Source organism: Halomarina oriensis, assembly GCF_009791395.1.
In the GTDB taxonomy this organism is placed as follows: domain Archaea; phylum Halobacteriota; class Halobacteria; order Halobacteriales; family Haloarculaceae; genus Halomarina; species Halomarina oriensis.
The window spans coordinates 16,113-36,497 of sequence record NZ_WSZK01000002.1 but is presented as its reverse complement, the minus strand read 5'-3'; the positions used below and the strand labels follow the sequence as shown (position 1 = coordinate 36,497).

Below are 20,385 nucleotides of genomic sequence, written 5' to 3'. Positions count from 1 at the left end.
AAAAAATCCTTTGGCGAATCTAAAATCCTGTTCTCATTATCGTGAACAATGATTCACCGTTCGAACAGCCCGACCGTCTCCCGACAGCGGTCGAGGACGACCGGGTCGAGGGTCGGGAGGAGGTCACTGGCAGTTCGGTCCGCGGCCGCTGCGACCGTACCGTCCGGGCGGACGACCAGCGAGCGTCCGTTGTAGGCGGCCGGGGGTGCGTCCGGCACGTCGCGGGTTCCCGTTCGACCGGCGGCGAGTACCCAGCGGACGCCGTCGAGTGCGCGGGCACGGGCGAGCAGTCGCCAGTTCGCGTCGTGTTCGGGGGGCCACGCTCCGGGGACCAGCAGCGCGGTGACGGACTCGTCGAGGTGGGCGTAGCTCTCGGCGACGAAGTTGAGGTCGTAACACGTCAGGAGCGCGGCGGTCCCGACGGGCGTCTCGACGGTCACGCGCTCCTCGCCGGGGGTGAGCCAGTCGCGCTCGCTCCCCCAGAGGTGGCGCTTGCGGTACACCGTCGTTCGGTCGGGAGCGACCCACGCCGCGGCGTTGTAGACCGCCTCGTCGCCCCGTTCGACGAAGCCGACGAGCAGGCGGCAGTCGTGCTCGCGGGCGACCGTCCGAACCGAGTCGAGTTCCGGGCCGTCGCGGTCGAGCGCCACCTCGTGGACGCGTTCGTCGGGAACGTAGCCCGTCAGGGAGGTCTCGGGGAACACCGCGAGTTCGACGTCGTCGGGGAGGGCGTCGACACGACGACGGAGTCGGTCGAGGTTGGCGGCGACGTCGAGGTCGTCGACCGGACACTGCGAAATCGCGGCGCGGACGGGGGTACTCACGACCGCCGGTTCGAACGTCCACGACAAGAGTCCACTCGTTCGGAAGGTGACGGGGTCAGTCTTCGAGCGCGTCGGCTCTCGTCACCTGCTCGTCGCCGTGCATCACGACGACCGACTCGGGTGCGCCCCCGGACGTGGTGACCGTCGCCGTGTACTCGATGTCGACGAGACACTGCTGACACATCTCGTCCGCCTCGCTCTCGGGGACGTACGACTCGACGGAGACGGTGAGCGTGCCGCCGTCGACGCTCGTCCCCGCGAGGCGTGCGGTGTGACAGGCGTCGGACCCACGAGCCACCCCCTCGACGGTCACCGTGCTCCCGTCGGCCGAGACGGTCGCCGACTGTTGGCTGCCACCGCACTGGTTGCTCGTCACCTCGAACGCGGTGTCCGCGACGGCGACCGCACCCGAGTCCTCCGGCGTCCCCACGTCGTCGGTCGTCCCACCGTTTTCCGTTCCGTCGGTGCTCCCGTCTGTCGTCCCGTTCCCCGTCGTGCCCTCCTCGGTCACGCCGTCGTCGGCGTGTTCGGTCGTCGTCGGGGAGTCGGTGTCCGTCGGGTCGGCCGTCCCCGCGCCACCGCTCCCCGCGCCATCGCCGTCGCCACCGGACTCCATACAGCCAGCCACTGCGACCGCGATACCGGTTCCGACCGTGCTCAGGAGCGTTCGTCTGTCCATACCACGCCTTCGCCCCCCTAAAGAAAGCCAGTTGGGAAGGAACAGAGAGCGCTTTGAACCACCGCACCCGACCGACGAGTATCTCCGATTACGGGCGCGTCAGCCCCCAACACTATGTCCCCGGCAGTCACAGTCGGGGCCATGCATCCACGAGCGGAGGAGTTCGCCGGTCGTGCGCGCGAGCGCTACGACGTCGACGTCGCGGTCCACGAGTTCGACGAGGGGACGAAGACGGCCGCCGCCGCGGCCGAAGCCGTCGGCTGTGACGTCGCTCAGATCGCCAGTTCCATCGCCCTCCGGGCGGGCGAGGACCTCGTCGTCTGCGTCACGAGCGGCGCGAATCGGGTCGACGTGGCCGCCGTCGCCGAGTTGCGAGGCGTCCCCGAGAGCGAGGTGGGGATGGCCGACGCCGCCGTCATCCGCGAGACGCTGGGCTGGTCCATCGGCGGCGTCCCACCGTTCTGTCACGAAGCGGACGTCCCGACGTACATGGACGAGACGCTGCTCGACTTCGAGGCGGTGTGGGCCGCGGCAGGGACCCCGGAGGCCGTCTTCCCCATCGACCCCGAGCGCCTGCGGGAGCTATCGGGTGCGCGTGTCGTCGCGCTGGCCGAGGCGTGAGCCGACCGCCGACCGGACGCGCCGGGCGAGTCCCGTTGGAAGCCGAGAAGCCCCCGCAGCGAGACAGAAGACGCCGATAGCGAGCAGGACGACGGTCCCGCTCCCCTGCGTACCAGCGTAGTACGAGAGGACGAGACCGGCCACGACGGCGAGTTCGGCGGCAGCGACCGAGAGCCAGAGCGACGAGCGGAACGACGTAGCGACCTGTGTGGCGGCCGCGACGGGGACGACGAGCATCGCGGCGACGAGGATGACGCCGAGAATCTGCATCGCGGCGACGACGACGAGCGCGGTCAGCACGGCGAGCAGGCGCTCGTAGCGCCGGACGGGGATTCCGGCGACCCGCGCGGCCGTCTCGTCGAACGTGACGAAGACGAGCGGGCGGTAGGTGAGCGCGACGGTGCCGACGACGACGCCGACGAGCAGGGTCAACAGACCCACGGACGCGCGGTCGACGAGCACCAGCGACCCGAAGAGGTACTGGTGGACCGAGACGGAGAGCCCACCGCTCCCGAGGCTCAGGAGGACGGTTCCGAGCGCGAACGCTCCCGAGAGGACGATGGCCATCGAGACGTCGCCGGCGGTGTCGGTTCGCTCGACGAGCGTCTCGATACCCAGCGCGGCGACGACGGCGACGACGAGCGCGCTCACCTGCGGGGAGACGGCGACGCCGAGCGTCGACCCGAGGAAGAGGCCGACGGCGACTCCGGCGAACGCGGCGTGGGCGAGCGTGTCCCCGACCAGCGCCATCCGGCGGTGGACGAGGAACGTCCCGACCAGCGGCGCGACCACGCCGACGCCGATGCCCGCGAGCAGGGCGAGTTGCATGTACCCCTCGCAGAAGACGCTCCCGACGGTCGCGTCCCCCGCCGCACACGCGGCGTCGCCGAAGACGCCGACGAAGGCGTCGAACGCCCGTTCGAACGGGGGCAAGACGAGGGCCAGTAGCGCGAGCGGCGACACCGTCGACGTCATGGGTGGTCGTGGTCGGCGGCGTGGTCGTGGCCGTGGCTGTGGTCGAGCGTGCGGTGGGCGGGGCCGTAACTCCGGTCGAGCGCGTCGCTCTCGGCGAAGGCGTCCGTGTCGCCGTCGAACCGGACCCGACAGTCGAGACACACCACGCGGTCGGCGTGGGCCGTGACGACGCCGATGTCGTGGTCGATCAGTAGCACGGTCAGCCCCTCCTCGTTGAGCGCGTCGAGCAGGTCGTAGAACGCGGTCCGGGACTCGGTGTCGACGCCCACGACGGGTTCGTCGAAGACGAGCAGGTCGGCCTCGCTCGCCAGGGCGCGAGCGATGAACACGCGCTGGCGCTGTCCCCCCGAGAGCGTCCGGACCTGACGGTCGGCGAGGTCCGTCACGCCGACACGGTCGAGCGCAGCGTCGACTGCTCGCCGGTCGCGTTCGCCGAACCGCCAGCGAACGTGCGGGTACCGACCCATCCGGACGACTTCGCGGACGGTGACGGGCATCTCGCCGGCCTGTCGGGTGGCCTGCTGGGCGACGTAGCCGACCCGAGTGCCGTCCCGGTCGCGGTGGGCGGGCGACCCGAAGAGCCGTGCGGTGCCACGGTCGGGACGGACCAGTCCGAGCGCGATTCGGACGAGCGTGCTCTTCCCGGAGCCGTTCGGGCCGACGAGACCGACGAACTCGCCCGGGTCGACGGTCAGTGTCACGTCCTCGACGACGGGATGGTCGGCGTAGCCGAACGACACCCCGTCGAGCGCGACGACGCTCACGCGCCCAGCGCCTCCCGGAGCGTGGCGAGGTTGACCTCGCGCATCACGTCCTCGTAGCGCCACCCCTGGTCGGCCCACTCCTCGGTTCGGCCCGCCAGCGCGGTGATGGGCAAGACGCCCTCGACGGCCGTCTCCTCGGCGAGTCGCCGTGCCGCACGGTCGGACTCGAACACCGGCGCGAGGACGTGTGTGACGCCCTCGTCCTCGACGACGGTCTGCGCACGCTCGACGTCCCGAGGTGTCGGCGAGTCGTCGGGCGAGAGGCCGGTCAGCGCGTGAATCTCGAACCCGTAGCGCTCCCCGAGGTACTGGAACGCGTCGTGTCCCGCGACGAGGACCGTCTCGCGCGAGCGACCGGCGAGCGTCTCCTCGAACTCGGCGTCGAGCGCACGCAGTTCCTCGACGTACGCGCTCGCGTTCTCACGGAGCGTCGCTTCGTCGTCGGGGAACGCCGTCGTCAGGCCTTCGGTGACCGTCTCGACGGCCGTCACCGTCCGCGTCGGGTCGAGCCAGAAGTGGGGGTCCATCGCGCCGTGGTCGTGGCCCGCGTGGTCCTCTCCGTCGTGGCCGGTCTCTCCGTCGTGGTCCTCCTCGTGGTGGGTGGTCTCGTGGGGTTCCGTTCCGTCGTGGTCCCCTTCGTGTGCCGTCTCCGTCGACTCTCCCTCGTGCGCTTCGTGGTGGTCGTCGGTCGTCGTTCCCTCGTGGTCGCCCTCATCCTCGCCCGACGGGGTGGGCAGGAGGTCGACATCCCGTCGAGCGTCGACGACGTGGACGTCGGCCCCGTCCGCGTCGAGGCTCGTGACAACGTCGTCGGCCCAGGGCTGGAACCCCGTGCCGGCGTAGACGAACGCCGAAGCGTCCCGAATCGACCGTTGGACGGCCGCCGAGGGCTGCCAGCCGTGGCCGTGCTGACCGAACGGGACGACGCCCTCGACGGCGAGCGTCTCGCCGCCCACGGCCGCCGAGAGGTCGGCGAGTACGGCGAACGACGCCATCGTATCGGCATCGCCCGACCTGCCGGCGGTCGCGCCGTCGAGACAGCCAGCGAGCGAAGCGGTGGCCAGACCGGCCGTGGCAGCGAGCACCGACCGGCGAGTGTAGTGGACCATCTGTTACTAACTCAGAAACACTAGTTAATAAAATCTGCTATCGAAGTATCGGTAGTTGTTACCGGCCGGTGAGCGGTGAGTCGGTCGCTCATCTGACGACCGTGACCCGCGACGGCGCGCGTCGGACGACGCTCTCGGCGACGCTTCCGAGGAGGACGCGCGAGAGGTTCCGTCGGCCGTGGGTGCCGAGGACGATGTGGTCCACGTCGTGGTCCTCGGCGTACCCGACTATCTGACGAGCGGCCTGTCCGAACACGACGTCGCCGGCGGTTTCGACACCCGCCTCCTCGGCCGTCTCGACGTCCGCTTGCTGCCGTTCGACCGCCTCGTCACGGAACCGCTGATACCACTCCTGGGAGTACGCCGGGACCCCCGCCTTCCCGAGCGGTGACTGGTAGCCCGGCCGCTCGGCGTCCACGTCGAACGGGTTGATGACGGTCAGCAGGGTGAGTCGAACGTCCGGGAGCGTCAGGGCGTAGTCGAAGGCACGCTGGGACTGCGGTGACCCGTCGAGGGGGACGAGCACGTGCTCGGTCATAGCCGACCGGAGGCTACCGACCGCCAAAGCTATTCCCCGGCTGTCACGAGCGGACGGTCGGTGTCGAGTCGTGGCGTCAGCCGCCGACCTGCAGGACGAACGCGAACAGGAGGTACGACCCGACGGCCGAGACGGTCGGTGAGAGTATCCAGAGCATCACGATACGGCTGGTCGCGGCCGCGTCGAACAGCTGTTCGCTCGTCAGCGTCTCCGGCGCTTCCTCGCCGATGGCGGGCACCTCGGGGGTCGAGGGACCGCCGTCGGCGACGGGTCGGTCCGGCACGTCGTTGGTCGCCAGCGTCCCGACCGTCGGACCGGGTTCGACGTCCACCTCGCCCGCCTCCGGCGAGAGCGCTCCGACCGAGAGGTCCGGTCCCGGTTCGCCTTGGATGGCGCTCTCGGCGGCCTCGGCCAGCGTGACCGCGCGACTCGCCCGCCCGTAGCCCAGCCCGATGATACAGGAGGTGGTGCTCACCGCGAGACTGGCGGGGATGCCGAACTGGCTCAGAACGGTGATGACCGTCGCGCCGATGGTCGAGACGACGAGCGCGGCGAGGATGGGGAGTTCGGTGATACCGTCGCTGACGGTGTCGAGCGTCCGCCGCGCGATGGTGAACCCGCCGAGGCCGAGGGAGGCGATAGCCAGCAGGACGCCCTGTTCGACGGTGATGGCACCGCTCCCGACCAGCGGCGCGACGGCGTTGGCGACGTTGGACGCGCCCGCCGAGAACCCCATGTAACAGGCGATGACGAGGACGAGCGCCGCACCGACGACGTCGCGGCCGTTCGCCTGCTCGCCGAGACGTGGTCGCGGGACTCGCCCCGAGCGGTCGAGGCCGAACAGTCCACCCTCGATGCGCGAGAACGAGAACCGGGCGTCGAGATGTGGGTAGAGATACCGACCGATGAACAGGCCGGTCCAGAACGCTAGAAGCGGCGCGACGACCCACGCCGAGACGATGGTGAACATCAGCGGTTCGTTGAGTTCCCCCGCGGCCAGACCCAGGCCGACGATGGCCCCGACGGCGGTCATGGAGGTAGAGGCCGGGACGCCGTAGAGGTTCGAGACGAGCAACGCGACCCCCGAGAAGAACAGGACGCCGACGCTCGCCGTCGGTGTGAACAGCGTCGCGGGGACGATGCCCCCGCTCATCGTGTCGATGACGTTGATTCCGACGGTCCACCCGCCGAGCAGCGCGAACCCTGTGAACAGCGTCGCGGCGGCCACTTTCCCGACGATTCGACTCCCGACGGCGGGGCCGAACGCGACACCGGTCGACGACCCGCCGATGTTGAACCCGACGAACGCCGCCACCGCGAGCCCTGCGAAAAGCAGTAGTTGGCTCATGAGTTAAAAATCAACCTCGGCTTCGGCACGAACATGCTTGACCCTGCCGTGTCGGGACGGCGGGCGGCTTCATAAAACCAGAAGACGGGGGGCGAATCGGCGGTTCGTCCTGCGGACAGCCGGCACGTATTTGCGCCGGGGTGGTGAACCCCCGAACGACGAATGGGATTGGAGACGCTGTTCGCTCCCGAGCGGGTCGCCGTGGTCGGAGCGACCGAACGCGACGGGTCGGTCGGCAGAGCCGTCATGGAGAACCTGCTCTCGGAGTTCGCGGGCGAGACGGTTCCGGTCAACCCGAACACCGACGCCGTCCTCGGCCTCGAAACCGTGCCGGACCTCACCCGCACGGGCGACGTCGACCTCGCGGTGGTCGTCGTCCCGCCGAGCGTCGCCATCGACGTGGTCCGGCAGGCCGGTGAGGAGGGTATCGAGAACGTCGTCGTCATCACCGCCGGGTTCGGCGAGACGGGCAGCGAGGGTGCGGCCCGCGAACGCGAGTTGCGCGAAGTGGCCGAGCGCTACGACCTGAACCTCGTCGGGCCGAACAGCCTGGGGGTCATCGCCACCGGCGTCGGGATGAACGCGACGTTCGGCCCCGACATGGCGCTCGACGGGGACATCTCGTTCATGAGTCAGTCGGGGGCGTTCATCACGGCCGTCCTCGACTGGGCGAACGACCGCGGTATCGGCTTCCGCGACGTCGTCTCGCTGGGGAACAAGGCCGTTCTCGACGAACGTGACTTCGTCCGCGCGTGGGGCGACGACCCGGACACCGACGTCGTCCTCGGCTACCTCGAAGGCATCGGCGAGGGCCGAGCGTTCATCGACGCCGCCCGCGAGGTGACTCAGGACACCCCCATCGTGCTGGTGAAGTCCGGTCGGACCGAGGCCGGGGCACACGCGGCCGCCTCCCACACCGGCACCATCGCCGGCAGCGAGGCGGCGTACGAGGCGGGCCTCGACCAGGCGGGCGTCCTCCGCGCGGAGAACGTCCAGGAACTGTTCGACTCCGCGGAGGCGCTGGCGGGCCAACCGCTCCCCGAGAGCGACGACGTGGCCGTCGTGACGAACGCCGGCGGGCCGGGCGTGATGGCCACCGACGCGGTGGGCGATGCGGGCCTCTCGCTCGCCTCGTTCTCGCAGGCCACCCTCGACCAACTGGGCGAGGAGTTACCCGAGACGGCGAACATCTACAACCCCGTCGACGTCATCGGTGACGCCGACGTCGACCGGTTCGCCGCGGCCATCGACACCGCGCTCTCGGACCCCACCGTCGGCGCGGCCTGTATCGTCTCGTGTCCCGTCGCGGTCCTCACGTTCGAGGAACTCGCGGCGGTCATCGTCGAGAAACAGGCCGAACACGGCAAGCCCGTCGCGGTCTGTTTCATGGGTGGCGATTCCGCGAGGGAGGCCCAAGAGACGCTCAACGCGGCGGGCATCCCGGCGTACTTCGACCCGGCCCGCGCCATCCGGAGTCTCGACGCGCTTCGGGAGTTCCGCGACAGCAGCACGCGGGAATACGACCCCGCCGCCGAGTACGACGACGTGGACCCCGACGCCGTCCGCGAGATTCTACAGGAGGCGGCCGGCCGCGGCGAGACCCGCATCGGCGTCGAGGCGATGGACCTGCTGTCGGCGTACGGCATCCCCGTGCCCGACGGTGCGGTGGTCGACTCGCCCGACGACGCCCGTGAGGTCGCCGAATCAATCGACGGCGACGTCGTGATGAAGGTGGTCTCGCCGGACATCCTCCACAAGTCCGACATCGGCGCGTCCGCGTCGGCGTCCCGAACGACGAGGTGGCCGCGACGTACGACGACCTGGTCCAGCGCGCACGGACCTACCAGCCTGACGCCCACATCATCGGCGTGCAGGTCCAGGAGTTGCTGGACCTCGACGCCGGCGTCGAGACTATCGTCGGCATCAACCGCGACCCGCAGTTCGGTCCCCTCGTACTGTTCGGTCTCGGGGGCATCTTCGTCGAAGTGCTGGAGGACACCACCGTTCGCGTCGCGCCGCTCTCGGAGCGAGAGGCGAGCGAGATGATAGACGACGTGCAGGCCGCGCCGCTCCTCCGGGGGGCGCGTGGCCGCGACCCCGTCGACGAACCGGCGGTGGTCGAGACCATCGGTCGCCTCTCGCAGTTGGCGACGGACTTCCCCGCGATTCTGGAACTGGACGTGAACCCCCTGGTGGCGACGCCGGATGGCGCGACTGCCGTCGACGTCCGCCTCACCATCGACCCCGACGAGCTATGAACCCGATACTCATCACCTCGACCGACGAGAGCACCGGCAAGACGGCCATCGCACTCGCACTGGCGCTCAGCGCCCGCGAGCGAGGCGACAGCGTCGGCTACATGAAACCGAAGGGGACCCGCCTCCAGAGCGCGGTCGGCAAGACCCTCGACGAGGACCCGCTACTCGCCCGTGAACTGCTCGAACTGGACGCGGACATCGCGGACCTCGAACCCGTGGTGTACTCCCGCACGTTCGTCGAACAGACGATGCGCGGCCGCGAGGACCCCGACGAACTCCACGACCAGGTGCGCGAGAGCTACGACCGTCTCGCCGACGGCACGGACGTGATGGTCCTGGAGGGCGGCGGGACGTTCGCCGCCGGTGGCGCTGCGGCGCTGACCGACGCGGACGTCGCCGAGTTGCTCGACGCTCGCGCCGTCCTCGTCGCCACGTACGCCGACCCGACGGACGTCGACGACGTGCTCTCGGCGGCGCGTCACCTCGGCGACCGACTGGCCGGCGTCGTCTTCAACGGCGTCGCCGACGCCGACCTCGACGCCCTCGTGGAGGACGCCATCCCGTTCCTCGAAGGCCGCGGGATTCGGGTGTTCGGTGCGCTCCCACGAGTCCAGGAACTCGCCGGCGTCACCGTCTCCGACCTCGCCGACGAACTCGGAGCCGAGGTGCTGACCACCGACGCCCCCACCGACGCGTTCGTCGAGCGGTTCACCGTGGGGGCGATGAGCGCCGAGGACGCACGCAAGCAGTTCCGGCGGACCCGTGCGGCGGCGATGATAACGGGCGGCGACCGTCCCGAAATCACGACGGCCGCGCTCGACGCCCCCGGCATCGAGGCCGTCCTGCTGACCGGCGGCTTCCACCCACCGGCGGCGGTGCTCGGCCGGGCGGAGGACGCCGGTGTGCCCGTCTTGCTCACCCGGTCGGACACCATCACCACCGTCGACCGCGCGGAGGACGTCGTCCGGTCGGGTCGCGCACGGAACGCGGCGACCGTCGAGCGGATGCACGACCTGCTCGAGGAGGACCTCGACGTCGAGGCCCTCCTCGAACTGTCCGGCGAGTGATACGGTCGCCGCGACGTACGGTCACGGCCAGGACGCCGAAGCGTTATACTGGCCGCCGATGAAAGCTACCCGGAGCTCACACGAGCTCCGTAGTGTCACACGTCCGGGGATTCCTCCTCGGCGTATTCCCTTCGACGAGGCGGTCCGTCCTCGGTGGTCTCGACCGGGTCGAGAGCTCACACTGCCGAGCGCGTCGGCCGGCCCGACTCCGCCGCCCCCGGTACAGACTCTCTCGCGTCGGCTCCGAGTAAAAACGAGGATGTACATGGTATGGTTTAACAGTTTCGGTTCTTAACACTTATGTGTGGTCCTGTCATGGGATTGGTGATGACAGACCACAGCCGGCGGAAGTTCTTGAAGGTCAGCGGGGCTGCGCTGGGCGGCGCGTTCGCTGCGAGTTCGACGGTCACGGCGATGGAGAGTCGAGAGCGGTTCATCGTCAAACTCAGAGGGAACCGGTCGCCGAACGCGGAGGTCCTCTACGACCTCTCGGAGATCGGCTACGCGGTCGTGAAGGGCAGCGAGTCCGCACTGGAGACGGACAAGGCGGTCAAGTCGCACGCCCCGGACATCTCCTTCGACGTGAGCGACCCGGCACGGAAGTCCGTCTCGACGGACGCGCTGGACGAGTCGACGGACGACTCGTTCTACTCCTACCAGTGGGACAAGCAGGACCTCGACGTCCCGACGGCCCACGAGACGACGACCGGCGAGGGCAGCCGTGTCGCAGTCATCGACTCCGGTATCGACGCGACACACCCGGACCTCGCACCGAACGTCAACGTCGACCTCTCGCAGGACTTCACCGGCGACGGCCTCGGCGCGGGCGTCCCCGGCGGCGGCGACCACGGTACCCACGTCGCGGGCATCGTCGGTGCCTCGAACGCCGGTGACACCGGTGTCATCGGGACCGCACCGGACACCGAACTCGTCGACTACCGTGTGTTCTCGAACTTCGGTGGAGAGAACGGCGCGTTCTCCATCGTCGTCGCCGCGGTGCTGCAGGCCGCCGCGGACGACTGTGACGTGGCGAACCTCTCGCTCGGTGCGTACCCCATCTCGCGGAAGGGTCTCGGGAGCTTCTACGGCGGCTTCCTCAACAAGGCGATGACGTACGCCAACAAGGAGGGGACGCTGCTCGTCATCTCCGCGGGCAACGACGCCGTCGACCTCCAGCACGACAACGGTCAGCGGGTCGACGTCGACGGCGACGGCGAACTGGAGACGCTCGAAGGCGGACACTGGATCAGCCTGCCCAACGAGGGCGCACAGGCGATGTCCGTCTCCGCGACCGGACCGGTCGGGTACGGGTACTCGCTGTTCGCGGACCAGGAGCTCGTGGAGCCCCCCGAGACGCCCGCGAAGTACACCAACTACGGGACGAACGCCGTGGACATCGGCGCACCCGGCGGGAACTACGACCTCTCGATGACCGACCCGCTCGGCGGCGTCCCCGCCTACGCGTGGGACCTCGTGTTCAACACGGTGACGACCGTCCTCACGGACGACGAGGGCAACTACGCCGGCTCCGTCCCCGGGTGGGGATGGAAGGCGGGCACGTCGATGGCCGCACCCAACGTCGCGGGGGCCGCGGCGCTCGTCAAGAGCGTCAACCCCGGCTACAACGCCAACCAGTTGGAGAGCACGCTCAAACGTGCTGCCGACGTTCCCGAGGCGTACGGCAAGGAGTACTACGGCAGCGGCTACCTCAACGTCCTCGACGCGCTGTAAGCACCGGTCCGCGGACCTCGATTTTTACGCGTGCTGCTCGATGAGCGACCGCAGCGACCCCTCGTCGCGGACGCCGACGACCTCTTCGACCTGCCGACCGCCCGCGTACAACTGGAGCGTCGGGACGCCGCGGATACCCTGCTGCTGGGCGAGGGACTGGTTCTCGTCGATGTCGACCTTCGCAACGACGGCCGGCGAGTCCGCCGCGAGTGTCTTCACGGTCGGTTCGAGCATCTTGCACGGACCACACCACTCGGCGTGGTAGTCGACGAGCACCAGCGGGTACTGCGAGAGCACCTCGTCGAACTCCGCTTCGCCGTGGACGTGTACCGGCTCGGTCGGTCTGTCGCCGCCGCTCGCCCGGTCGATGAGTTCCTCGTGCTTTCGTTCGCGTATCGTGTCGCGTTCCTCGTCGCTCATTGCTACAGCTACGGTGTGACGGCGATTTAGCTCCCCCGACGCTGTGTCCGACCGTCGCACGACCGGAGCGACCGCTCGGTAGCGTCGAGAGAGTGGGGGAGAACCCCCAAGAGCCACCGATTCGGGCCGACCGGTGGCGGTGCGCGCCGGGCGGCGCGCGTTGCCGGGCATTGTCAGAGGCGTCCGGCGAGCATCTGTACGGCGCGAGGTGTTATCAGTCCACTGCCTGGGACGGCACACCACGACCCGAGCAATCGTATATAAAAGTACGGTTCGTTTATATCGATTCGACGGTTCGACCGGAGGATTGATACGGCTCGCGCAGGCACTGAACGTAATGCCTGCACGCTCCTCGGGCCTTCTCGGACTCCTCTCGTTTCGAGCGCCGGTCCTGCGTGCGTTAAGTACGGGCGTCGTCGGGAAACGCGAACTCGTCTCGAACCTCGACGTCTCGCGGTCGACCGTCGACCGGGCCGTTCGGGAACTTGCCACACGGGGCTTCGTCGAACCGGTCGACGGGGGCTACCGGGCGACCCTCTCGGGGCAGGTCGTGCTCGACGCGCTCGACCGGTTCGAGGCGGCCACCACCGGTGTCGACGAGGCAGCGGACGTGCTGTCGGTCCTCCCCCGCGAGGCACCGTTTCCGCCGTCGCTGTTCGCGGGGGCAGAGGTGGTCCGTCCGTCCCCCGTCGCGCCGGACAGACCGGCCGAGACCAACCGGGAACTGCTCTCGTGGGCCGACACCGTCCGCGGACTGGTCAGTGCGGTCTCGGAGCGATACGTCGACACCTATCAGGAGGCGATCGAGACCGGAACGAGCGTGGAACTCGTCTTCCCGTCGTCGGTGTTCGAGCGACTGCTCTCGCGGTACGACCTCGTCGGTGACCCGGTGTTCGGACTGGACCGGGTTTCGGTCCGCGAGACCGACGAGCGGGTTCCCTGTAGCGTCAAGCTTCACGAACGAGGCGACGAGCAGGTGGCGTCGCTGACCGTCTACGGGTCCGACGGCCTGCGAGGCGTAGTCACGAACGACTCCCCGGAGGCCGTGTCGTGGACGGCGGCGTACATCGACCACCACTGGCAGCGAGCGGACGCGCTGCCGTCACCGTAGCGTCAGACGCTCAGCCAAGGGTTATTATCCCCCCGACCCACCGCGTCGGTATGGACGCAGATGCGGGCCCACAGGAGATTACGACGCTCGTCGGGCGGGAAGTCTACTCGAACAACGGCGTGTTCATCGGGCAGGTCGAGGACCTGAGACTCGACCTCGACACCGAGCAGGTGACCGGTCTCGCCCTCGCCGACCTCAACCTCGACCTGTTCGACGAGCGCGTTCGTGGCGCCCGCGGCGTCATCATCCCGTACCGCTGGGTCCGGTCGGTCGGCGACATCATCCTCATCAACGACATCGTCGAGCGCATGAAAGACCCCGAACAGGAAGCAGCGGCGTAACGGAGTCGAGTTCTCTGTGGTTCGTTCTCGTACTCTCTACTGAGTACCAGGAGTTGCGGACAGCTCGACAGCCCCGAGTCCTGCGCCTCGCCCCGTTCGAGGTGGTCACAATCGCACCATCTCCACAAACCCCACCACCGAATCCTCACAGCGAATCCCACGCAGTTTTCACCCGCAAGCGGTAATCCGGGCGTAATGGACGACGAGATTCGTGAGCGTGTCGAGCGCGAAGCGGAGGTCAACGCGCTGTTCAACGCGCTCAAACACGACTCCGACGCACAGGTCGGTGCCATCATGGGGCCGTTGATGGGCGAGAACCCCGAGTTCCGAGAGCACGGCGACCAGATAGCGGGTGTCGTCGCGCCCGTCGTCGGCCGGGTCAACGGCTTCTCGAACGCGGAGAAACGCGAGCGTCTCGAAGAACTCGACCCCGAAGCGGTCGCCGAGTTGGACGCCGACGACGAGGAGGACGACCAGGTGCTGCCGGACCTCCCGAACGCCGAGGAGTACGACGAGGTTCGGATGCGCCTCGCGCCGAACCCCAACGGCCCGTGGCATCTCGGCAACGCCCGGATGCCCGCCGTCATCGGGACGTACAAAGACCTCTACGACGGCTGGATGCTGTGCCGGTTCGACGACACGGACCCCGAGACGAAACGGCCGGACCTCGACGCCTACGACGCCATCCTCGACGCCATCGACTACCTCGGGTTCGAACCGACGAGGTGATTCGCGCGAGCGACCGGGTCGAGACGTACTACGACCACGCGCGGGAACTCGTCGACCTCGGCGGGGCGTACACCTGCTCGTGTGAGGCCGGCGCGTTCTCGGACATGAAGAACTCCGGGGAGGCCTGCCCCCACCGCGAGAAGGACGTCGAGACGGTCCGCGAGGAGTTCGAGGCGATGGTCGCCGGCGAGTACGAGAGCGGCGAGATGGTCCTCCGCGTGCGGACGGACATCGACCACAAGAACCCCGCGCTCCGTGACTTCGTGGCGTTCCGGATGATAGACACCCCCCACCCACGCGAGGAGGCCGCAGAGTACCGCGCGTGGCCGATGCTCGACTTCCAGAGCGGTATCGACGACCACCTCACGGGTGTGACGCACATCATCCGCGGCATCGACCTGCAGGACTCCGCGAAACGCCAGCGGTTCGTCTACGACTACTTCGGCTGGGAGTACCCCGAAGTCGTCCACTGGGGGAAGATCCAGATCGACGCCTACGACGTGAAGATGAGCACCTCGACCATCAGGTCCCTCGTCGAGTCGGGCGACCTCGACGGCTGGGACGACCCGCGCGCTCCCACCCTGGCGAGCGTGAAGCGCCGGGGCATCCGTGGGGAGGCCGTCGTCGACGCCATCGTCGAACTCGGGACCTCCACGAGCGACGTGGACCTCGCCATGTCGACCGTCTACGCGAAGAACCGCGAACTCGTCGACGACGAGAGCGACCGCCGGTTCCTCGTGCGCGATGGTGCAGCGATCCCCGTCGAAGGGGGACCGGACGCCGCTCACCCGCCGCTCCACCCCGACCACGAGGACCGTGGCCGCCGCGACATCCCCGTGCGCGACGCCGTGCTGGTCGAACTGGAGGACGTCCCGGACGTCGGCGAACGCGTCTGGCTGAAGGGCTACGGCTGTGTCCGCTACGAGGACCCCGTCGACGGCGAGGCGTCGTTCGTGTTCACCGACGACGACATCGACGCCGTCCGCGAGGAGGGTGTCCCCGTGATCCACTGGGTCCCGGCCGCCGAGAGCGTCCCCGTCACGCTGCGGACGATGGACGGCGACGTGTCGGGCCACGCCGAACCCAGCTTCCGCGACTACGCCCCCGACGACGTGGTGCAGTTCGAGCGGGTCGGGTTCGCTCGCGTCGACTCGGTGCCCGAGGACGCCGCCGAGGAGCACGTCGCGTACTACACCCACCCGTAGCCGCCAGCCCACACCGTTCCCCACGGTACAGTTTCGCTGTCCGGCGAACGTTCATATACCAAGAGCCGACGAGCGCGGCCCGTGCGCTGAGTCCCGCCGGAGACGGGTCCGGGGTCGAGAGCGACCACACCGTGCGACGCGTCCGTCTCCACCTATCGCCCGCCGAGTGCCGGCGTCGCCTGTCTGCCTACCCGAACGCCACGACGAGCATCGCCACGAGCAGTGAGAGGGTCACCAGCACCTGTGCGACCGTCGAGGCGAGGATGCCGACGACGGCGTAGAGCGTCGCCTGTGCGCTCTCGGTCGCGTCCCGGTTGCGCCAGTACTCGGCGGCGAACACCGTTCCCGCGACGCCGAGGATGAGGCCGACCGGGCCGGTGACGAACAACAGGACGACGCCGACGACGGACGCGAGGAGCGTACTGAGTGTCGACGCTCCACCGGCTCTCGCCGCGAGCGCGCCGCCGAAGTAGTCGACGGCGGCGGTCCCGAGCGCGACCAGCGAGAGCACGACGACCACCGCCGTCGACGGGTCGGTGTACCCCGTCGAGAACCAGTACAGCAGGATGCCGGTCAGCGAGAGCAACGCACCGGGGAGCAACGGGAGAAACGCCCCTGCGACGGCGAGCACCAGCAGTCCCAGCGCGAGCCACCCCAACGGTTCAACCATACCGGTCGCGTTCGTCGTGGGCCGCCTTAGTCCCGTAGCTTTCCGCGAGCGACTGGAGGGTTCGCCCGAGTTCACGACGTGCACCGCTCGCACTGTAGTAGCCGAGTTCGTCGGCGACGGCCTCCCAGTCGTGGAGTTGGAGGACACGCCGGACGAGCAGGCGCTCGCCGTCGGCCGACAGGGCCAGCGTCGAGTCCGTGAGCGCCGCGAGCGCGAGTCGCCGGAACGGGCCGGGATGCATATCGAACTGGCCGGGGCCGTAGGCGGCCGCCGCGACCAATCGCCACTCGCGGTCGGTCAGGTCCGGTGGTGTGAACTCGCTCGCCGCGAGCGCTCGTCGGACCACGTCGACCGGCAGGTCCCGGAGCGTGTCCGCCAGCACGTCACCCACCCGCTCGCGGAACCAGCCGGTGTGACGGTCGACGAGCGGTGAGTCCCCACGCAGGAGCGCCGCGGAGTGCTCGCCGCTCGTCGCGTTGCGTGTCGCCGAGAGGTGGACGGGCCGGTAGCCGTTCTCGTACCAGAAGTCGAGCAGGCGTGGCGTCGCCCCGAAACTCGTCCCGAACCAGTCGGCGTCCGCGTACTCGGTGTGGAGTTCGTCGAGCAGTCGACTCCCGAGACCGCGCGACTGGACCTGCGGGTGGACCGCGATGCGGACGACGCGCCGGCCGACCGGCCCGGCGGCGTCGGGGTCGCGCAGTTGGCCCGTCATGAGGTCCGGAAGCATGTTCCCCTGGATTCGACCCTCCCGGTAGACCGCCTCGCAGGCCTCGGTGTCGAGGCCGCCCTCGCGGGCGACCAGCGCGACGGCGACGGCGTGACCGTCGTGAGTCAGCAGGCGCGTCGAGAGGTTCGGCGCGTCCAGCAACCGGGCCAGGTCGTCGGGTTCGGTCCTGTAGTGTGCGAGGACGAGCAGGCCGAACGCCTCCCGAAGCAGGTGTTCGTCCGCGAGCAGGTCGGTGGGTGACGGCGCGACGTACTCGACCGATTCGGGTGTCGCGTCGACGACCAGCGGTTCGACCGGGGGACTCGCGTCGAGGAGGAGCGCCCGGAAGGCCCACGGTTCGACGGGGTCGGTGGCGGCGTACCGAATCGGGTCGGCCATCGTCACCTCGGTCACGTCGTCGGCGGCCGCGGCGAGTCGGTCGCGGAAGCGAACGGCGAAGCCTCGCCCTGCGCCCTCGTAGCCGTGGAGCGTCGTCGCGTAGCCGACCGGGACGCGCCCGAGGAAGGCGGCGAGGAGGTCGACGGGGAGGCCGGCGGCCTCGTCGACGAACACGACGTCCGGGTCCTCGGGCAGGTCGGTGGCGACGGCGGGGTCGGCGAACCGCACGCGGCCGCCGTCGCTCGCGCGGACGGTGTCCGTACCGTCGTCGGCGAGCGTGCCGAGCGCATCGAGCACCTCCCGAGCGCGGGCGAACAGTTCGCCCGCACCCCGCCGGTCGCCGGCGGTGACGAGCACGTCCCGGCCGGCCGCGGCGAGCGCGCCCGCCGCGAGGCCGGCCGCGCTGGACTTCCCGCGTCCTCGGTCGGCCGTGCAGACGACCGCGGTGTTCGGGTCCCGGAGCGACTCGAACGCACGGACGGTCTCGACCTGGTCGGCGGTGAGACACGAGTCGTAGGCGACGCGGGGGAACGCGTGCTCCGCCGGCGGGTCCGGTGGCGGCGACCGCCGAACGGGAGCGGGGTCGGTCAGTCCGTCGTGTTCGACCGTCCCCGCGTCGAGGTCCACGACCGCGACGCCCCGGTGGTCGCGGAGCAGGGTGACGAGTCGCCGTCGGACGTTCCCCGCCACGTCGTCGAGCGTGTCGGGCGGGACGGCGAGCGTCTCGTCGAACCGGTCGCGCCGACGCGGCCAGTCGTCCAGTGGCGGTGTCAGGACGACGAGGAGGCCGCCGCCGTCGACGGCACCGACGGCCCGGCCGAGCGCGTTGGGCCGGCACTCGTCGCGCAGGTCGACGACGACGCAGTCGTGGGTCGTCCCGAGCAGCGCCCCGGCCCGTCGTGGTTCGTGTCGCGTCACGGCGGCGAGGTCGCGGTGGCCGAGCAGGACGGTGTCGGCAGTGTCGAGTGAGGCGGCGTCGAGGACCTCCCGGAGCGACGGTTCGGGGTCGCCGTCGCCCGCGAGACAGAGCACGCGCCGCTCGTTCGCACGGTGGGCTTCGGTGCGGAGGTCGCGGGCGAGCGAACCGAGCATGCTCCTGCTGTGCTGCGAGCGGGCTTGCGTCCTGCGGTCGCGGTGTGTCGGCGTCAGCGTCGCCGTCGGTGTCGCCGTCGACACGGTAAGGTGGCCGGGCCACGACTACTGCCCATGCGCGACACCAACCGCACGTGGCTGCTCGCACAGCGACCGGACGGCCGTCCCGACGAGGAGAGCTTCGAGTTCGTCGAGCGCGACGTCCCCGAACCGGGAGACGACGAGGTGCTCGTCCGGACGCTGTACATGTCCGTCGACCCGTACATGCGCGGCCGGATGCGTGATGCGGAGAGCTACGCCGACCCGTGGGAGGTCGGCGACCCGATGCAGGCCGGTGTCGTCGGCGAGGTCGTCGAGTCGAACCACCCGCGCTGGAGCGAGGGCGACGTCGTCACCGGCAACCTCCACTGGGCGGACTACAGCGTCGCCGGGGGCCACCGACTCGTCGGCGTCGACCCGGACGTCGCCCCCGTCTCGACGGCGCTCGGCGTCCTCGGGATGCCCGGCCGGACGGCGTACTTCGGCCTGCTCGACGTCGGCGAGCCGAAACCGGGCGACACCGTGGTCGTCTCGGGTGGCGCGGGCGCGGTCGGCTCCGTGGTGGGCCAGATAGCGAAGGAAGCCGGCTGTCGCGTCGTCGGCGTGGCCGGCGCACCGGAGAAGACGGAGTGGCTGACCGACGAACTGGGGTTCGACGCGGCTCTCAACTACAAGGAAGACGACGTGCACGGCGCACTGCGCGAGGCCGCGCCGGACGGCGTCGACGTCTACTTCGACAACGTCGGCGGTCCCGTCACCGACGCCGTCTTCCGAGAGCTGAACGTCCGCTCGCGGGTCGTCGTCTGCGGGCAGATCGCGCTCTACAACGCGACGGAGGTCCCGACGGGGCCACGGAAACTCACACAGCTCATCCAGACGCGTGCCCGCGTCGAGGGCGTCCTCGTCAGCGACTACGAGGACCGGTTCGACGAGGCGACCGAACGGCTCGCCCGGTGGGTCGGGGACGGGACGGTCCAGTACCGAGAGACGACTACGGAGGGACTGGAGAACGCCCCCGACGCGTTCCTCGGCCTGTTCGACGGCGTCAACGTCGGGAAACAGGTCGTACAGGTCGCCGAACGCGACTGAACCGTCCTCGATACTGGTCGCTCACTGTCACGTTTCGGCGGTCACCGCGTAGATGTGGGTGTCGTGGACCCGGCCGTCGACGAACTCCCAGTCGGGGAGCGTCCCGACGCGGTGCATCCCCGCGGCTTCGAGCGCACCGACCGAGGAGTCGTTGAACGCGAAGACGGACGCGGCGACCGTCCGCAGTCGTCGGTGGTCGAAGAGGTATCGTAGCATCGTCCTCGTCGCGTCCGTGCCGTCGCCCTCGTCGTGGAACTGTGGGGCGAGCCAGCAGCCGAGCGTCGCGTGGCCGTTCCGCTCGTCGAGGTCGAAGGCGTCGACGGTCCCGACCGGGTCACCGCCGGCGACGACGAGGAAGTCGACGCTGGCGTCGTCGGAGACGTGTCCTCCGAACCACTGCTCGCCCTGCTGGTCGTTCACGGGGGCGGCCAGTCCGAGGGACTGCCAGACCCGCGGGTCGTTGACCTGTTCGGTGAGGAACGCCACGTCCGCCTCGTCGACGGGCTGGAGGTCGACGACCGCACCGGAGAGAAACGCCGTGTCGGTCACTCTTTCGGGTGGACGCGCGAGCGGATCGCTGTCTCGTCGATGACGTGAGGGACGCCGTGGTGCCCGCGACGTACTCATCGTTCCGTGACCGTCGTCGTCGAGAACTGCTCGGAGGGGCCGT

Annotated in this window: 17 protein-coding genes and 2 pseudogenes; 8 read left to right on the top strand and 11 right to left on the bottom strand. The window is 69.5% G+C overall.

Going from position 1 to position 20,385, the window contains the following annotated elements; translation table 11 throughout:
* Positions 1 to 53 precede the first annotated feature (53 nt).
* Both GQS65_RS01110 and GQS65_RS01105 read right to left on the bottom strand, forming a co-directional pair.
* Positions 54 to 824 carry a nitrilase-related carbon-nitrogen hydrolase gene (locus GQS65_RS01110; RefSeq protein ID WP_368279746.1) on the bottom strand — a complete coding sequence of 257 codons (771 nt, stop codon included), beginning with the start codon at positions 822 to 824 and terminating at the stop codon, positions 54 to 56.
* Positions 825 to 879: 55 nt separating this feature from the next.
* Positions 880 to 1,503, bottom strand: a complete 624-nt coding sequence (locus GQS65_RS01105) for a hypothetical protein (RefSeq protein WP_158202829.1) — start codon at positions 1,501 to 1,503, stop codon at positions 880 to 882.
* 141 nt (positions 1,504 to 1,644) lie between these two features.
* Between GQS65_RS01105 and GQS65_RS01100 the strand changes: the two genes are divergently transcribed.
* Complete coding sequence (locus GQS65_RS01100; protein WP_158202828.1) at positions 1,645 to 2,124, top strand: YbaK/EbsC family protein; 480 nt, start codon at positions 1,645 to 1,647, stop codon at positions 2,122 to 2,124.
* Here the strand turns inward: GQS65_RS01100 and GQS65_RS01095 are convergent.
* The 5 genes from GQS65_RS01095 to GQS65_RS01075 all read right to left on the bottom strand — a co-directional run bounded on the left by GQS65_RS01095 (position 2,086) and on the right by GQS65_RS01075 (position 6,858).
* Positions 2,086 to 3,099 (bottom strand): metal ABC transporter permease, encoded by a 1,014-nt coding sequence (locus GQS65_RS01095; protein ID WP_158202827.1) that lies wholly within the window; start codon positions 3,097 to 3,099, stop codon positions 2,086 to 2,088. The genes GQS65_RS01100 and GQS65_RS01095 overlap by 39 nt on opposite strands.
* Positions 3,096 to 3,863: an ATP-binding cassette domain-containing protein gene (locus GQS65_RS01090; protein WP_368279745.1), complete on the bottom strand. Its 768-nt coding sequence runs from the start codon at positions 3,861 to 3,863 to the stop codon at positions 3,096 to 3,098. Before GQS65_RS01090 ends, GQS65_RS01095 begins: the two co-directional genes overlap by 4 nt.
* Positions 3,860 to 4,972, bottom strand: a complete 1,113-nt coding sequence (locus GQS65_RS01085; protein ID WP_158202826.1) for a metal ABC transporter substrate-binding protein — start codon at positions 4,970 to 4,972, stop codon at positions 3,860 to 3,862. The genes GQS65_RS01090 and GQS65_RS01085 overlap by 4 nt, the downstream gene beginning before the upstream one ends.
* Positions 4,973 to 5,060: 88 nt before the next feature.
* The gene (locus GQS65_RS01080) at positions 5,061 to 5,510 is read right to left on the bottom strand and encodes a universal stress protein (RefSeq protein ID WP_158202825.1); all 450 of its coding nucleotides are present in this window, start codon (positions 5,508 to 5,510) and stop codon (positions 5,061 to 5,063) included.
* Between the two features lie 76 nt (positions 5,511 to 5,586).
* On the bottom strand, positions 5,587 to 6,858 hold the full coding sequence (locus tag GQS65_RS01075; protein WP_158202824.1) for an inorganic phosphate transporter: 1,272 nt from the start codon (positions 6,856 to 6,858) through the stop codon (positions 5,587 to 5,589).
* Positions 6,859 to 7,020: 162 nt separating this feature from the next.
* Between GQS65_RS01075 and GQS65_RS01070 the strand changes: the two are divergent.
* The 3 genes and pseudogenes from GQS65_RS01070 to GQS65_RS01060 all read left to right on the top strand — a co-directional run bounded on the left by GQS65_RS01070 (position 7,021) and on the right by GQS65_RS01060 (position 11,914).
* Positions 7,021 to 9,116 (top strand): annotated as a pseudogene (locus tag GQS65_RS01070) (acetate--CoA ligase family protein).
* Positions 9,113 to 10,183 carry a phosphotransacetylase family protein gene (locus GQS65_RS01065; protein ID WP_158202823.1) on the top strand — a complete coding sequence of 357 codons (1,071 nt, stop codon included), beginning with the start codon at positions 9,113 to 9,115 and terminating at the stop codon, positions 10,181 to 10,183. Before GQS65_RS01070 ends, GQS65_RS01065 begins: the two are co-directional and overlap by 4 nt.
* A gap of 327 nt (positions 10,184 to 10,510) precedes the next feature.
* Positions 10,511 to 11,914, top strand: coding sequence for a S8 family serine peptidase (locus tag GQS65_RS01060; protein ID WP_158202822.1), 1,404 nt, complete (start codon positions 10,511 to 10,513; stop codon positions 11,912 to 11,914).
* Between the two features lie 24 nt (positions 11,915 to 11,938).
* On the opposite strand, the gene GQS65_RS01055 is transcribed toward GQS65_RS01060, so the two are convergent.
* A complete protein-coding gene (locus GQS65_RS01055) occupies positions 11,939 to 12,334 on the bottom strand; it encodes a thioredoxin family protein (RefSeq protein ID WP_158202821.1) in 396 nt (131 codons plus the stop codon).
* Positions 12,335 to 12,671: 337 nt separating this feature from the next.
* On the opposite strand from GQS65_RS01055, the gene GQS65_RS01050 reads away from it, so the two are divergent.
* The 3 genes and pseudogenes from GQS65_RS01050 (at position 12,672) to GQS65_RS01040 (ending at position 15,720) form a co-directional block, all read left to right on the top strand.
* The gene (locus tag GQS65_RS01050; RefSeq protein WP_158202820.1) at positions 12,672 to 13,445 is read left to right on the top strand and encodes a helix-turn-helix transcriptional regulator; all 774 of its coding nucleotides are present in this window, start codon (positions 12,672 to 12,674) and stop codon (positions 13,443 to 13,445) included.
* 50 nt (positions 13,446 to 13,495) lie between these two features.
* Positions 13,496 to 13,786, top strand: a complete 291-nt coding sequence (locus GQS65_RS01045; RefSeq protein ID WP_158202819.1) for a PRC-barrel domain-containing protein — start codon at positions 13,496 to 13,498, stop codon at positions 13,784 to 13,786.
* Positions 13,787 to 13,981: 195 nt separating this feature from the next.
* A pseudogene (locus tag GQS65_RS01040) lies at positions 13,982 to 15,720 on the top strand (glutamate--tRNA ligase).
* 187 nt (positions 15,721 to 15,907) lie between these two features.
* Here the strand turns inward: GQS65_RS01040 and GQS65_RS01035 are convergent.
* The gene (locus GQS65_RS01035; protein ID WP_158202818.1) at positions 15,908 to 16,390 is read right to left on the bottom strand and encodes a DUF456 domain-containing protein; all 483 of its coding nucleotides are present in this window, start codon (positions 16,388 to 16,390) and stop codon (positions 15,908 to 15,910) included.
* Positions 16,383 to 18,587 carry a tRNA(Met) cytidine acetyltransferase TmcA gene (tmcA, locus tag GQS65_RS01030; RefSeq protein WP_158202817.1) on the bottom strand — a complete coding sequence of 735 codons (2,205 nt, stop codon included), beginning with the start codon at positions 18,585 to 18,587 and terminating at the stop codon, positions 16,383 to 16,385. Before tmcA ends, GQS65_RS01035 begins: the two co-directional genes overlap by 8 nt.
* A gap of 114 nt (positions 18,588 to 18,701) precedes the next feature.
* Here tmcA and GQS65_RS01025 point away from each other — a divergent pair, with 114 nt between their 5' ends.
* Positions 18,702 to 19,715 (top strand): NADP-dependent oxidoreductase, encoded by a 1,014-nt coding sequence (locus GQS65_RS01025; protein WP_158202816.1) that lies wholly within the window; start codon positions 18,702 to 18,704, stop codon positions 19,713 to 19,715.
* Positions 19,716 to 19,742: 27 nt separating this feature from the next.
* On the opposite strand, the gene GQS65_RS01020 is transcribed toward GQS65_RS01025, so the two are convergent.
* On the bottom strand, positions 19,743 to 20,264 hold the full coding sequence (locus GQS65_RS01020) for a GNAT family N-acetyltransferase (RefSeq protein ID WP_158202815.1): 522 nt from the start codon (positions 20,262 to 20,264) through the stop codon (positions 19,743 to 19,745).
* Positions 20,265 to 20,385 lie beyond the last annotated feature (121 nt).

Coding starts and splice junctions, on each gene's coding strand:
- GQS65_RS01105 (WP_158202829.1), bottom strand. CDS start 1,503: ATGGACAGACGAACGCTCCTGAGCACGGTCGGAACCGGTATCGCGGTC.
- GQS65_RS01100 (WP_158202828.1), top strand. CDS start 1,645: ATGCATCCACGAGCGGAGGAGTTCGCCGGTCGTGCGCGCGAGCGCTAC.
- GQS65_RS01095 (WP_158202827.1), bottom strand. CDS start 3,099: ATGACGTCGACGGTGTCGCCGCTCGCGCTACTGGCCCTCGTCTTGCCC.
- GQS65_RS01085 (WP_158202826.1), bottom strand. CDS start 4,972: ATGGTCCACTACACTCGCCGGTCGGTGCTCGCTGCCACGGCCGGTCTG.
- GQS65_RS01080 (WP_158202825.1), bottom strand. CDS start 5,510: ATGACCGAGCACGTGCTCGTCCCCCTCGACGGGTCACCGCAGTCCCAG.
- GQS65_RS01075 (WP_158202824.1), bottom strand. CDS start 6,858: ATGAGCCAACTACTGCTTTTCGCAGGGCTCGCGGTGGCGGCGTTCGTC.
- GQS65_RS01065 (WP_158202823.1), top strand. CDS start 9,113: ATGAACCCGATACTCATCACCTCGACCGACGAGAGCACCGGCAAGACG.
- GQS65_RS01060 (WP_158202822.1), top strand. CDS start 10,511: ATGACAGACCACAGCCGGCGGAAGTTCTTGAAGGTCAGCGGGGCTGCG.
- GQS65_RS01055 (WP_158202821.1), bottom strand. CDS start 12,334: ATGAGCGACGAGGAACGCGACACGATACGCGAACGAAAGCACGAGGAA.
- GQS65_RS01050 (WP_158202820.1), top strand. CDS start 12,672: ATGCCTGCACGCTCCTCGGGCCTTCTCGGACTCCTCTCGTTTCGAGCG.
- GQS65_RS01045 (WP_158202819.1), top strand. CDS start 13,496: ATGGACGCAGATGCGGGCCCACAGGAGATTACGACGCTCGTCGGGCGG.
- GQS65_RS01035 (WP_158202818.1), bottom strand. CDS start 16,390: ATGGTTGAACCGTTGGGGTGGCTCGCGCTGGGACTGCTGGTGCTCGCC.
- tmcA (WP_158202817.1), bottom strand. CDS start 18,587: ATGCTCGGTTCGCTCGCCCGCGACCTCCGCACCGAAGCCCACCGTGCG.
- GQS65_RS01025 (WP_158202816.1), top strand. CDS start 18,702: ATGCGCGACACCAACCGCACGTGGCTGCTCGCACAGCGACCGGACGGC.